This is a genomic window from Acuticoccus sp., from assembly GCF_965213555.1.
Lineage (GTDB): Bacteria > Pseudomonadota > Alphaproteobacteria > Rhizobiales > Amorphaceae > Acuticoccus.
The window spans coordinates 29881-43201 of the sequence record NZ_OZ243890.1 but is presented as its reverse complement, the minus strand read 5'-3'; the positions used below and the strand labels follow the sequence as shown (position 1 = coordinate 43201).

Genomic DNA, 13321 nt, shown 5'->3' with positions numbered 1-13321 from the left:
ATCGGACCTTTGGTCGGAGGCGCTTGCCCAGCGTTCCGCGCCAGCACGGAGGCGGCCCGCCCCAAAGGGGACAGGCCGTGGCTCGGTACGCGTTGGTTCAGCCTTGTTGGCCGACAGCCTGTATGCGCTCGATCCACTCCTGGATGTCTTCCGGAAAGTTCTCCTTCATCGGCTCCAGCTTGGCGCGGAACGCCTCGCGGTCGGGCTCGATGATGGTGATGTCGTTGTCCTTGAGGAGCTGCTCGTAGTCGTCCAGTGAGGCAAGGATCTGTTCCGTGCCCCAATCCATCGCAGCCCGGCCTTCCTCGATCAAGATCTGCTGTACGTCCTCGGAGAGCGAGTTGAACTTTTCGGCGTCGAAGATGAACGTGTAGTACGGGTTCACATGCGCCGTCATGATGACGTAGGGGACAGCTTCGTAGTACTTCGATCGGATCTGCGCCTCGAGAGGGTTCTCCGCGCCGTCGATGATGCCCTGCTGCAGCGCAGTGTATACTTCGAGGCTCGGCATCGGGACCGGGCTTGCGCCAAGCACGTCCCACGTTTGCCGGTAGATCGGTTGGTTGGGCGTCCTCATCTTGAGACCCGCAAGGTCGTCCGGCGTCCGTACCTCGCGGTTGGTGGCCATCTGACGCGGGCCGCGGAAGCCGGCGCCGACGGTCTTGTAGCCAGTGCGCTCCTCGACTGCGGCGAAGAACTCCTCGCCAACTCCGCCCGGTTTGAAGACTTCGCGGAAGTGATCGACATCGCGGATGAGGTAGGGATAGACGCCGAGGCCGGCAATCTCGTCGTAGTTGTCGAGCTGGCCGACCTCCTGGATCACGATGTCGATGGTGCCGAACTTCAGCGCCTCGATGGTTTCCTCGGCATTCCCAAGCGATCCGGAATAGCTCATGTCGATCGTGACTTCGCCATTGGTGCGCTCGGCAACGCGCTCGGCATACCGGTCGCCGGCTTTGGACCAGACGTTGTCCGGCGGAGCGATGGTCGCAGCCTGGAGGCGGATCTGCGCCGCCGCTCCTTCGGCGGCGAACATGGCCGGAAGCATGGCGGCCAGGGCGACGAGCCCAGCGTGAAACTTCATCACGTTCCCTCCTGTCTAAGGCCTTGGGCAGCCCGCCTCGTTATACGCTGACACTCGATTTAGCGGTGGGCGATTTAGCGGTGGGTCCTGTCAAGCAGCCGCCCGAGACGATGAGTGTGCGGGCCAACGGGACGGTCCGCGGAAGGAGGTGCACCCGACTTCACCTTGCGGTGGTCCGGCGCCGCGACGTAGGCGGCCGTTGCTTGCTGGGCGAGAAGGATCTTCGGCGCAGGCACGGTCGGCGCTCGCCCAGCGCCAGCAGGCAAACCCGGTGGGGAGGGACTTGGGCAGATGGCGAGGTCCGGGTGGCGTCAGGCGACGTCGGACCTCTCCTCGAGGCGCTGTTGCACGGTCGGGAGCGCGGGCCGGACGCGCGGACGCGGGTAGGGGCGGCCCATCAGCTCCGAGCGGACGAGGACGTCCGCGGTCGCCTCATTGGGTGCGATTGCGCTTCTAGGTCAGCGTCGCCATGCGCCACAGCGGCGGCGGGTCGACGTCATGGGCGGTGCGAGTCAGCGGGTCGACGACGACGATGAGGAGGTCGACGCCTCCCTCGGCGACCAACGCGCCGAGCTCCACGTGGCCACTCAGGGCGCCGGCGCGCAGGAGATCGACCGGAAGTCGCGTCTCGCGCGCGAGCAGCCGGCCGGTGTTGCCGGTCGCGGTCGATCGGTGTGGCGAAAGAACGCGCTCGTTGGCGCACGCTCAGGCGATCAGCGCTGGCTTGACCCCATCGTGCGCCGACAGCGCGATCCGCTTGCCCCGGTCCATCAGGGCTTCTTGCGGAACGCGTCCAGCGAGACGACCTCCGCGCCCTCGGCGGGCGCCTCCTCGCTCGGCTCGACGTTGTCCGCCGCGCCGGGGGCCTCGGGGGCGGCATCCACCGGGCTCGACGGCAGCGCGGGCACGCTCCTCGGCGCCGCGTCACCCTTCTTGTCCGCGGTCGCGGGGTCGAACTGCAGGCCAAACTGCACCGAGGGGTCGAAGAAGCCCTTCACCGCCGCGAACGGCACGAGGAGGCGCTCGGGCACCCCGCCGAAGGAGAGCCCGACCTCGAAGCCGTGGTCGGACACGGCGAGGTCCCAGAACTGATGCTGCAGGACGACTGTCATCTCTTCGGGGTGCTGCTGACGCAGCCTGGACGACATGCGCACGCCGGGGGCGGTCGTATCGAACGCGACGTAGAAGTGATGCTCGCCCGGCAGGCCACCGTCCGCGACCTCCCGCATAACCTTGCGAACCACGCCACGCAGCGCATCCTGGACCAGCACGTCGTACCGGATGAGATCGTCAGCCACGATCCAACCTCCATGAGTGCGCGACTGGTAGCGCACGCCCCTCCCCAAGCCAACACGCCGGCCCAGCCGCATGTTCGCCGACGCGCCTTGCTCGGAGATGAACCTCTCGTGTGACCGATCGCGGCCCACGGAGTACGGCGCCGGAGGGAGGGAAGGCGGAGGCTTCTGTTGCCAGGTGCCTCCAAACCCCGCCTCCCACTTGCGGTGGGAGGACTTAAGTTGAGGTGTCGCGCCGCTTACGCAGCGAGACGGGCCTCTGCATAGTTGTCATTCGCAACTACAAGTTTGGTCCGATGACGGTGGTACCATACCGAGCGAAAGAAGAGCCTTTACACCCTCGTCGATCCTGGTTCGCCCCCGCCGAAGCGACGCACGGCGCCGTAAGCCGGCCCGTCGCTTGGGTGGAGGCGCCGGGTACTGCCCCCGGGTCCGAAGAGCTTATTGCGCACCCCGTTTATCGCCATAGCCAGCCGTCGCTGACGAAACCAATATAGGCGATGGGGGCGCGCCGGAGAAGGGGGCTTGTCGCAACGGGTGCATCGGGCTTTGGCGAGGCTGGAGCGCCATGCGTCGGCTCGGATCCGCGAGCGCGCAGCGACGAACGCCAACGAGCTGGGGAGACCGCGAGGCTGGGCCTGCCGCACGTGCGCGTGACGACGCAGTGTCGCCGGACCTTGCCCTTCGCAACGGCAGGGTCATCGCCGCCGCGGTCGTGCGAACCGAGGGCGCGGTCCGGCGAGGCCAACGACTTGGGGAGACGGCATGCAAGCCTACCACGACCTCCTGCGCCGCATCCTGGACGAGGGGGTGCGCCAAGCCGACCGGACGGGGGTCGGTACCCTCTCCGTGTTCGGCCACCAGACGCGCTACCGTCTGGCGGACGGGCTGCCAGTGGTGACGACCAAGCGCGTCCACCTCCGCTCGGTCATCGCCGAGCTCTTGTGGTTCGTGGCCGGCGAGACCAACGCCAACGCGCTGCGTGCTCGGGGCGCCACGATCTGGGACGAGTGGGCTGACGCGGACGGCAAGCTGGGTCCGATCTACGGCCGCCAGTGGCGCGGCTGGCCCACTGAGGATGGTCCGGTGGACCAGCTCGCGCGGGTGGTGGAGGGGCTCTGCTCCGACCCGTCCTCCCGTCGGCACGTGGTGTCGGCCTGGAACGTCGGTGAGCTGGAGCGCATGGCGCTGCCGCCGTGCCACCTCCTGTTCCAGTTCCACGTGGCCGAGGGGCGGCTGTCCTGCCAAGTCTACCAGCGCTCGGCGGACGCCTTCCTCGGCGTGCCGTTCAACGTCGCCTCGTACGCGATCCTCACCCACATGGTGGCGCATGCGACGGGGCTCGACGTGGGCGACCTCATCCACACGCTCGGCGACGCGCACCTCTACCTCAACCACCTCGACCAGGCCCGCGAGCAGCTGAGCCGCGAGCCGCGCGGGCTGCCTCGGCTCGACCTGTCGGGTGCGCCCCGCGACCTGTTCGCCATCGAGGCCGGCCACATCCGCGTCGTGGGGTACGATCCGCACCCGGCGATCAGGGCGCCCGTCGCGGTGTGACGATCATCATGGTCGCGGCCGTCGCCCGCAACGGGGTCATCGGCCGCGACGGCGCCCTCCCCTGGGACCTGCCCACCGACCGGAGGCACTTCAGGGCGCTCACGCTCGGCCGGACCGTCGTCATGGGCCGGCGAACCTTCGAGGAGATCGGCGTTCCGCTGAAGGGCCGGCGCAACATCGTCGTGACGTCCCAGCCGCTCGCGGGCGTGGAGACGGCCCCCACGCTCGCGGCCGCGCTCGCGTCGGCCGGGGACGACCTGGCGCTCATCGGCGGTCACCGCATCTACGCGGAGGGGATGGCGTTCGCCGAGACGATCCACCTGACGCGTGTCCACGCCGAGCCGGAGGGCGACACGGTGTTCCCTGCGATTCCCAAGCGCTTTCGCCTGGCCGGGACGAGGCCGGGGACGCGAAGCCCGAGCGACGAGCACGCCTTCCACCATGAAACCTATGTCAGGTTGCCCGGAGACGGTTGATTGCCGCGGCGGCGTCGGCCAGCCTATACCCCGCTGGTCCGGTGCGCGTTACGACGCGTTTGCGCGGGCCCGCCCGATGATTATGTGCGATCGTGTGGGTGTCGAGCCCGACCAGCGGGCCCGACCTGCGGGCCTCAAGCGGTAGAGGAAGCGTGAATGCCCTGGAACAACCAGTCGGGCGGCAAGGGCGGCGGACCGTGGGGTGGCGGCGACGGCCCCTGGGGGAGCGGCGGACCGAACCGGCCGAACCCCTGGGGCGGCGGTCCTCAGCGCGGGCCCGATCCACAGAACTCGCCGGACCTTGAAGAGTTGCTGCGCCGCAGTCAGGACCGCCTGAAGCGTGTGTTCCCGCGCAAGGGCGGCGGCGGGTCGTCCGGTGGCGGCCCGTCGATGACGGGGCTGGGCGGACGCGGGATCGCCATCGCCGCGATCGTCGTCGCCATGATCTACGCGGCCACGGGCATCTACACCGTCCGACCCGGTGAGGTCGGCGTCGAGCTCGTCCTCGGACGGCACGTGGGCAACACGTTGCCTGGCCTCAACTACAACCTTCCCTATCCGTTCGGCGAGGTCTTCACCCCGGACGTCCTGCGCATCCGCGAGCTCGTCATCGGCTCGCGCGGCGGCAACGACCGGGGTGGGACCGGCGACGTGCCGGAGGAGAGCTTGATGCTTACCGGCGACGAGAACATCGTCGACATCGACTTCAAGGTTCAGTGGCAGGTCGACCGGGACAACCCGGACCACTTCCTGTTCAACATCGAGAACCCGGAAGGGACGGTGAAGCAGGTCGCCGAGAGCGCCATGCGCGAGGTCGTCGGGCGGCGCAACATCCAGCCGATCCTCACCCAGGAGCGGCAGCAGGTTCAGCTCGCGGTGCAGCAGCTCATGCAGGAGACGCTGAACAGCTACGAGGCCGGCATCGACATCACCCAGGTCCAGATGCAGAAGGTCGACCCCCCCGAGCAGGTCATCGCCGCCTTCCGCGACGTGCAGGCCGCCCGCGCCGACCAGGAGACCGCGCAGAACGAGGCGGACGCCTACGCGAACCGCGTGGTCCCTGAGGCCCGCGGCGAGGCGGCGCGCATCGTCGAGCAGGCGACGGGCTATCGCGACCAGGTGATCGCCCAGGCCACCGGTCAGGCGGATCGGTTCCTTTCGGTCTACGAGGAGTACCGTAAGGCGCCGGAGGTGACGCGGCAGCGCATCTACCTCGAGACATTGGAGCGCGTCATGGCCGGCACCGACAAGATCATCATCGACCAGGCGCAGGGCTCGGGCGTCGTGCCCTACCTGCCGCTCGACCGCCTCGAGCGCAGCCGCAGCACGACGCAGACCACTGAGGGAGCACGCTGATGCGCATCGGACTCGTCGTCCTGCTGATCGTGGTCGCCGTCGCGGCGGTGGCGGCGCTCAACGCGCTCTTCATCATCAACCCGACGCAGCAGGCCCTGGTCCTGCAGTTCGGCCAGGTCCGCGACACGATCCGCGATCCCGGGCTCAACACGAAGATCCCGTTCGTCCAGGACGTGCTCATCCTCGACAAGCGGATCCTCGACCTCAACGTGCCGGCCCAGGAGATCATCGCGGCGGATCAGAAGCGGCTCGTGGTGGACGCGTTCATGCGCTACCGCATCCGCAACCCCGTCCAGTTCTACCAGACGGTGAACAACGTCGAAGAGGGGGCTGAGCGCCTCAACACGTTCGTTCAGGCCTCGCTGCGGGCCGTCCTCGCCGACGCGACCTTCCAGGACATCGTGCGCGACAACCGGCCTGCGCTGATGCAGCGGATCAAGGCGGACGTCGCGGCGCGCGCGGAGAACATCGGGATCGAAGTGTATGACGTGAGGATCCGCCGCGCGGACCTGCCGGAGGCGAACTCGGAGGCGATCTTCCGCCGGATGCAGACCGAGCGCCGTCAGGAGGCCGACGAGATCCGAGCCCAGGGCGACGAGGCGGCACGGCGCATCACCGCCGCGGCGGACCGCACCGCCACCGTGCTGCGCGCGGAGGCCAGCAGGGAGGGCGAGCAGATCCGCGGTGAGGGCGACGGACGCAAGAACGCGATCTTCGCACGGGCCTTCTCGCTCGATCCGCAGTTCTTCGCCTTCTACCGGGCCATGCAGGCCTACGAGGAGAGCCTCGCGTCGCAGGACACACGCTTGGTGCTGTCGCCCGACGCGGACTTCTTCCGCTACTTCAGCGACCCGAGCGGCGTCCAACGCCAGGGCGTGCGCGCGTCCGGCCAGCTCTCCACGCTTCCGCAGAGCACCGGGGCGGCCCCCGATCGGGGCACGGCGTCGGCCGAACCAGCGGATGGCGAGCCGGTCGAGGGGGCGGAGGGGCCGCAGCCGGTTGCGGAAGCCGAAGCGGCGTTGCCCGAGCCTGCGTCGCCCGAGGAGGCGGAGGCGGAGACCGCCGCGGCGCGCGAGGAGATCGAGTCGATCCGCCGCGAGGTAGAGCCGCGCATCCTCGATCCGGCGCTCGGGACGGACCTCAGCGACCTCGAGGCGGCGATCCAGCGGGAGCGCAACGAGACCATTCAGGACGTGACGCCGGCGGAGGTGTCCACGGAGGCGGCCGTCGAGACGGCGACCCCGCCGCCGAGCGACCCTGCGAGCGCGGCCGCCGCCGGGGACGCGGGAGGCGAGGCGCCTGCGGAGGCGCTGCCATCGGCAACCGACGCGGGTTCGACGCAGCCCGTCGAGGCGGGCGACGACGCCGGCGCGGCCGAGGTTCTGCAGGACGCTGAGGATACGTCCCGCGCACCCTCGACCGGCGCCACGGGAGCGGACGTCACCATCATCGAGGCGCCCGCGCCCGACGTGATGATCACGCAGCCCGAGGCGGAGCGCTCGGCTCTTGAGGCGGCGCCGGACACTGGTGCTGCCGTTCCAGCCGAGCCCGCCGACGATGGCGCGGTGCCGGAGGGCGACGAGCCCGCGCCCGACGAGGCCGCCGCGCTCCAAGGCGATGGGACGCGGGAGGGCGTCGCGGTCGCCCGGCGGGGCGAGCCCGACGCGGTGCGGTGAGCGACCTCGTCTCGGCGCTTGGGCTCGTCCTGGCGATCGAGGGGGCGCTCTATGCGTTGGCGCCCGGCAGCATGCGCGCCATGGTGGCTCGGCTGTTGCAGACGCCGGACGATGCGATCCGGACCGGCGGCCTCGTCGCCGCCGTAGTGGGTGTGGTGCTGGTGTGGGTCGCGCGATCCGGCTGATGCCGTGGCTTGCGTCGCCCGCGCCTTCGACGGGAGGACTCTAGTGACGCCAACCTGTTTGCGTGCCTGTGCCGCGATCGCCTTGGTCGCGGGGGCGATCGCGCCCGTGATCGGCGGTACCCCGTCGGCTGCGGCCCAGGACATCGGCCCGCGCTCAGTCGCCGACCTTGCCGAGGGGCTGCTCGGGTCGGTGGTCAACGTGTCCACCACCGAGCGCGTGGTCGCCGAGCGCTCGGCACCGATCCCCGACGGCCAGACGCAAGGGGAGGGGGACGACGACGCCGAGGTCCCCTACCGCGACTTCTTCGACGAGTTCTTCGGCGAGGACGGCCCGCCGAGCCGTCGCCGCTCCCAATCCATGGGATCCGGGTTCATCATCTCCGCGGACGGCTTCGTCGTCACCAACAATCACGTCATCCGGGACGCCGAGGCGGTGGTCGTGAACTTCGCCGACGGCACGGTGCTCGACGCCGAGGTCGTCGGGCGCGACCCGAAGACCGACATCGCCGTGCTCAAGATCGAGTCCGAGGAGCCGTTGCGTCCGTTGGAGTTCGCCGCCTCGGAGGACCTTCGCGTCGGCGACTGGGTGATGGCGATCGGCAACCCGTTCGGGCTCGGCGGCACCGTCACCATCGGCATCGTGTCGGCCCGCAACCGGAACCTCCAGTCCGGGCCCTACGACAACTTCATCCAGACCGACGCGGCGATCAACCAGGGCAACTCCGGCGGACCGCTGTTCGACATGAAGGGCAACGTCGTCGGCATCAACACTGCGATCATCTCGCGCTCCGGGGGCTCGGTGGGCATCGGCTTCGCGGTCCCGTCGGAGATCGCGGTCGCGGTCATCACCCAGCTTCGCGAGTTCGGCGAGACCCGTCGGGGCTGGCTCGGCGTGCGCCTGCAACCGGTGACCCAGGACGTCGCCGACAACCTCGGCTTGGAGCGGGCCAACGGCGCGCTGGTCGCCGGGTTGACCGCCGAGGGTCCTGCTGAGGCCGGCGGCCTGCGCACGGGCGACGTCGTCGTGCGCTACGACGGCCGCGACATCGCTGAGATGCGCGAGCTGCCGCGCTTCGTCGCCGAGACGCCCATCGGCAAGAGCGTCGCCGTCGTCGTCCTGCGGGAGGGCGCGGAGGTCGAGCTCGACGTTGCCGTGGGCGAGCTCGAGGAGAACGAGGCGCGTGCCGAGCGACGCGCTGAGGAGGCGGCGCGGACCGAGGAGCCGGCCGGCGACATAAAGGGCGGGGCACCAGCGACGCTCACCGTCCTCGGCATGGGGCTGGCGCCGATGTCGGACGGCCTGCGCTCGCGCTTCACCATCGAGGACGACGTCGAGGGCGTCGTCGTCGTCGAGGTCGAGGAGGGCAGTCGCGCGAAGGAAAAGCGGATCGTCGCCGGCGACGTGGTGCTCGAGGTCGGACAGCGCGCCGTGTCGACCCCTCAAGCGGTAGAGCAGCGCATCGCGTCCCTTCGTGAGGAGGGGCGCAACACGGCGCTGCTCACGCTGTCGAACGCCGCCGGCGCGCTGCGCTTCACCGCCTTGCGGCTCGAGTAGGGAGCGCCGTCGATGTCCCCTTGGATGAACCGCCACCGGGTCGCAATCGCGGCTGTCCTCCTCCTCGCCGGGGCGGGCCTTGCCATGGCACAGACCGCCGGCGCCCCAGGCGGGCGCTATCAGATCGAGGCGTCCGGTCCCAACGTCCTGCGCCTTGACCGGGAGACCGGGGCGATCGCGTCCTGTAGTTCCGGAGAGGACGAGGCCTGGACCTGCGAGACGCTGGTCGCAGCGGACGCCCCTGCGGCACCGACGGCCTCGCTGCAGGAGGAGAATGCACGGCTTCGCGCGCGCGTCGAGGTGTTGGAGCGCCGCCTCGGGGCGATCCGCTCCATCGCGGCCGGCGGGCCGGTCCCCGATGGCGTCGGCACTGCGGCCGATGGGGGAGGTGACGGCGGTGCGACCTCCGGCTTCGGTGACACGTTCGACCTTGAAGAGGCTCGCCGCGACATCGACACCGCGGTCGAGGTGACGGGCTACGCCGTGCGCCGGTTCCGCGACCTCGTGGAGGCGCTGACGGAGGAGGAGGCCGCGCGTTGAGCGCGCCGCTCCGCTGCGACGTGCGGTAAGCCAAGCTTCGGCCGAGCATCTAAATCTATTATAGGTTGCTGGGCGGCCGATGGCCTGCTAGCGTCGGCGCCATCGCGTTGAGGCGGAACAGTTGCCCGAGTTCAAGTACTCCCACACGGACGAAGACGACGAGGATTTGGAGGCGGGCTTCGAGGGGTCCGGTGATCGAATGTTGTCGGCGGACGAGGCGGCCGCTTGCGAGCTGCAGGCCGCCATCGAGTACGTCATCGCCTCGTCCGGCCTGCAGGGCATCGCCCTCGTGCTCGCCTACCTGAACGAGTCCGTCCGCCGGCACCTGTAGAGCGCCTTCGGGCCGGCGGGTTCTGACGGTCGCCCCGCCTCTGCGCCGTCGGCAGCGGCCTACTTCGAAGCGGCGCGTCGGACCCTCGTCCGCGCCGACGGGTGCGCGTCGCTACTGGCTTAGGGTTCGTCCGCGCAGGCCGGGGCACCGCAGGCGAAGTCCCCTGCAGGCGATGGCATCCTGGATCTTCGTAGCCCCAAATAAGATGCTGTAGCTCGTCGATTGAGAGCGGTCTTCTCGGGGTTTGTTGGTTCCCCCAAACCCAAACCGCTCTAGCCTCCGCTCCCGTTCCGTCTGCGTCCCACGGTAGGGACGAGGCTCGCTGTCGGCTCGGGAGGCGAGCCCACCGTCGGGATGCCGTGCGTGACGTCATCGAACCGTCATCCGACCTGCACACGGCCGTCGTGCGGCGCCGCTAGACCTCGCGCGCTGCGAGGTGCGGATGACGGCGATCACTGTCGAGACCCTTACGAAGACGTTCGGCCGGCAGCGCGCCGTCGATGGCGTGTCGCTGGATGTCGCCTCCGGCGAGATGGTCGCGCTGATCGGTGCGTCCGGCTCGGGCAAGTCGACCCTCATCCGCCTCATCGCAGGGCTCGTGCGCGGCGACGCCGGCGCGCGCTGCTGCGTCATGGTCGGCGGCCGGACGATCCAGGAGAACGGCCGGCTCGCCGCAGAGGCCAAGGACATCCGTCGCGGCGTCGGCGTCATCTTCCAGCAGTTCAACCTCGTGAACCGCCTGTCGGTCATCACCAACGTCCTCGTCGGCCTGCTCGGCCGCGTGCCGGCGTGGCGCGGGACGTTGGGGCTGTTCACGACGGCCGAGCGGCGACAGGCCCTCGCCGCGCTGGCGCGCGTCGGCATCGCGCAGACCGCGAACCGCCGTGCCGAGACGCTGTCCGGCGGGCAGCAGCAGCGCGCGGCCATCGCGAGGGCCCTCGTCCAGGAGGCGGGCGTCATCCTCGCGGACGAGCCGATCGCCTCCCTCGACCCCGCCTCGGCGATGCGGGTCATGGAGACCTTGAGCGCGATCAACCGCGACGAGGGGATCACCGTCGTCGTCTCGCTCCACCAGGTCGAGTACGCGCGGCGCTACTGCGCGCGCACCATCGCGCTTCGTGACGGGCGGATCGCCTACGACGGCCCGTCCACCGCGCTGACGCCGGCCTTCCTGACGGAGCTCTACGGCGAGGCGTCCGAGGAGCTCGTCCTGCCCGACGCTCCGGCCACCCACCGCGACGCGGACGGCGCCCCTGCGGCGGCGTCCCTCGTTACCGCTTAAGCCACAACCCGAGAGGAGCCAACGATGACACTGATGAAGACGATGGGCGCTGCGGCGCTGTCCGTCGCGCTCGCCGCCCCCGCGCTTGCGCAGGACGCTGCGGTCGAGGAGATCAACTTCGGCATCATCTCCACCGAGTCCCAGCAGAACCTGCGCCGCCAGTGGGAGCCGTTCCTGGAGGACATGGAGGAGCACACCGGGCTCACCGTGAACCCGTTCTTCGCGTCGGACTACGCCGGCGTCATCGAGGGCATGCGCTTCGACAAGGTGCAGGTCGCCTGGTTCGGCAACAAGTCGGCCATGGAGGCGGTGGACCGTGCGGACGGCGAGGTGTTCGTGCAGACCGTCGATGCGTCGGGCAACCCGGGCTACTGGTCGCTCATCCTCGCGCCGAAGGACTCCGAGCTGGAGAGTGTCGAGGACCTCCTCGAGTGCGACGGCACGCTCGACTTCGGCATGGGCGACCCGAACTCGACCTCCGGCTTCCTGGTGCCGATGACCTTCGTGTTCGCCGCCAACGGCGTCGACCCGAAGGAGTGCTTCAACACCGTGCGCAACGCCAACCACGAGACCAACGCACTGGCTGTGGCCAACGGCCAGTTGGACGCGGCGACCAACAACACCGAGAACCTCGCCCGCATCGAGGAGAACAACCCCGAGTCGTTCGACAAGATCAAGGTGATCTACAAGTCGCCGCTGATCCCGTCCGACCCCATCGTGTGGCGCGAGGACCTGCCGCAGGAGGCGAAGGACAAGATCCGCACCTTCTTCCTCACCTACGGCACGCCCGAGACGTCCGGCAACCTCGAGGAGGAGAAGGCCGTCCTCGAGGGGCTCGCCTGGGCGCCGTTCCGGGCCTCCTCCGACGCGCAGCTCCTGCCGATCCGCGTGATGGAGATCTCCAAGGAGATCGCGCAGATCGAGGCGGACACCGCGATGTCGGCCGAGGACAGGTCTGCCCGCGTCGAGGAGCTTCAGGCGCAGAAGGCTGGCTACGAGGAAGAGATCGCGGCCCAGCCCCAGGGCTGACGCCTACCGACACGACGCGGCGGACCATCCGCCGACCAAACGACGCGAGCGGGCGGGCCAGCAGGCCCGCCCCTCAAGTTGCAACATGGAGCGGTGATGGCGGGACTTGCGACGCGGGACGAGCGCGCCTCGGCTCCCACGACTGCCCCCGAGGTCGAGCCCGGCCGCGACTGGCCGGCCCTCCTGCGCAGCACGGCCTTGTGGGTCGCGCTGGCAGGGCTCCTTGCCTGGAGCTGGTACCCGGCGGAGATGGACCGCTGGACGTTCCTCATCACCGACTTCGACAACATGCGGCAGTACGGCGCGGAGTTCACCGAGCCGGACTTCTCCGACTGGGGGTACTACGCGCGCGAGATGCTCGTCACGGTGCAGATCGCGCTGTGGGGCACGGTGCTCGCCGTGGTGTTCTCGGTGCCGTTCGGCATCCTGTCCTCGCACAACATGGTGCCGTGGTGGGTCTGGCAACCGGTGCGCAGGCTGATGGACGCGTTCCGCGCGATCCACGAGATCGTGTTCGCCGTGCTGTTCGTGGTCGCCGTGGGCCTCGGTCCCTTCGCCGGCGTCATGGCCCTCTTCATCCACACGACGGGGATCCTGTCGAAGCTGTTCTCCGAGGCGGTGGAGGCCATCGACCCGCGCCCGGTGGAGGGCATCCGCGCCACCGGCGCCACGCGGGTGCAGGAGGTGGTGTACGGCGTCATCCCCCAGGTGCTCCCGTTGTGGATGAGCTACTCGCTGTACCGCTTCGAGAGCAACGTGCGCTCGGCGACGGTGCTCGGCCTGATCGGCGCCGGCGGCATCGGCCAGGTGCTGTTCGAGTCGATCCGCGGCTTCTACTACCCTGAGGCGGCGGCGATCATCCTCATCGTCATCATCACGGTGACGCTGACCGACCTAATGTCCCAGCAGCTCCGGCGGATGGTGACGTGAGCGGCGTTCCGCCGACTTTTGACGG

At 69.4% G+C, this 13321-nt stretch carries 14 protein-coding genes and 1 other RNA gene; 11 read left to right on the top strand and 4 right to left on the bottom strand.

Features of this window, described 5'->3' with window-relative positions; all coding sequences use genetic code 11:
• Positions 1 to 97 precede the first annotated feature (97 nt).
• From ACOOE8_RS00435 to ssrA, 4 genes are all read right to left on the bottom strand, one after another.
• Positions 98 to 1036 carry a TRAP transporter substrate-binding protein gene (locus tag ACOOE8_RS00435; RefSeq protein ID WP_420392955.1) on the bottom strand — a complete coding sequence of 313 codons (939 nt, stop codon included), beginning with the start codon at positions 1034 to 1036 and terminating at the stop codon, positions 98 to 100.
• Positions 1037 to 1537: 501 nt separating this feature from the next.
• Positions 1538 to 1690: a hypothetical protein gene (locus ACOOE8_RS00430; protein ID WP_420394582.1), complete on the bottom strand. Its 153-nt coding sequence runs from the start codon at positions 1688 to 1690 to the stop codon at positions 1538 to 1540.
• Positions 1691 to 1854: 164 nt separating this feature from the next.
• Entirely contained in the window at positions 1855 to 2382 is a 528-nt protein-coding gene (locus tag ACOOE8_RS00425; RefSeq protein WP_420392954.1) for an SspB family protein, read from the bottom strand.
• Between the two features lie 153 nt (positions 2383 to 2535).
• Positions 2536 to 2902: a transfer-messenger RNA gene (gene ssrA, locus ACOOE8_RS00420) on the bottom strand.
• Between the two features lie 242 nt (positions 2903 to 3144).
• Here ssrA and ACOOE8_RS00415 point away from each other — a divergent pair.
• The 11 genes from ACOOE8_RS00415 (at position 3145) to phnE (ending at position 13296) form a co-directional block, all read left to right on the top strand.
• Positions 3145 to 3936: a thymidylate synthase gene (locus tag ACOOE8_RS00415; protein WP_420392953.1), complete on the top strand. Its 792-nt coding sequence runs from the start codon at positions 3145 to 3147 to the stop codon at positions 3934 to 3936.
• Between the two features lie 8 nt (positions 3937 to 3944).
• Entirely contained in the window at positions 3945 to 4412 is a 468-nt protein-coding gene (locus ACOOE8_RS00410) for a dihydrofolate reductase (protein WP_420392952.1), read from the top strand.
• 156 nt (positions 4413 to 4568) lie between these two features.
• Entirely contained in the window at positions 4569 to 5768 is a 1200-nt protein-coding gene (hflK, locus tag ACOOE8_RS00405; RefSeq protein ID WP_420392951.1) for an FtsH protease activity modulator HflK, read from the top strand.
• Positions 5768 to 7444, top strand: coding sequence for an SPFH domain-containing protein (locus ACOOE8_RS00400; RefSeq protein ID WP_420392950.1), 1677 nt, complete (start codon positions 5768 to 5770; stop codon positions 7442 to 7444). The genes hflK and ACOOE8_RS00400 overlap by 1 nt, the downstream gene beginning before the upstream one ends.
• Positions 7441 to 7629, top strand: a complete 189-nt coding sequence (locus ACOOE8_RS00395; protein WP_420392949.1) for a DUF2065 domain-containing protein — start codon at positions 7441 to 7443, stop codon at positions 7627 to 7629. The genes ACOOE8_RS00400 and ACOOE8_RS00395 overlap by 4 nt, the downstream gene beginning before the upstream one ends.
• 4 nt (positions 7630 to 7633) lie before the next feature.
• Positions 7634 to 9184: a Do family serine endopeptidase gene (locus tag ACOOE8_RS00390; RefSeq protein WP_420392948.1), complete on the top strand. Its 1551-nt coding sequence runs from the start codon at positions 7634 to 7636 to the stop codon at positions 9182 to 9184.
• A gap of 12 nt (positions 9185 to 9196) precedes the next feature.
• Positions 9197 to 9724: a hypothetical protein gene (locus tag ACOOE8_RS00385; RefSeq protein WP_420392947.1), complete on the top strand. Its 528-nt coding sequence runs from the start codon at positions 9197 to 9199 to the stop codon at positions 9722 to 9724.
• A gap of 121 nt (positions 9725 to 9845) precedes the next feature.
• Positions 9846 to 10055, top strand: a complete 210-nt coding sequence (locus ACOOE8_RS00380; protein ID WP_420392946.1) for a hypothetical protein — start codon at positions 9846 to 9848, stop codon at positions 10053 to 10055.
• A gap of 442 nt (positions 10056 to 10497) precedes the next feature.
• Positions 10498 to 11337 carry a phosphonate ABC transporter ATP-binding protein gene (gene phnC / locus ACOOE8_RS00375; protein ID WP_420392945.1) on the top strand — a complete coding sequence of 280 codons (840 nt, stop codon included), beginning with the start codon at positions 10498 to 10500 and terminating at the stop codon, positions 11335 to 11337.
• Between the two features lie 24 nt (positions 11338 to 11361).
• Positions 11362 to 12366 carry a phosphonate ABC transporter substrate-binding protein gene (gene phnD, locus ACOOE8_RS00370; protein WP_420392944.1) on the top strand — a complete coding sequence of 335 codons (1005 nt, stop codon included), beginning with the start codon at positions 11362 to 11364 and terminating at the stop codon, positions 12364 to 12366.
• 96 nt (positions 12367 to 12462) lie between these two features.
• Positions 12463 to 13296, top strand: a complete 834-nt coding sequence (phnE, locus tag ACOOE8_RS00365; RefSeq protein WP_420392943.1) for a phosphonate ABC transporter, permease protein PhnE — start codon at positions 12463 to 12465, stop codon at positions 13294 to 13296.
• The last annotated feature ends 25 nt before the right edge of the window (positions 13297 to 13321 follow it).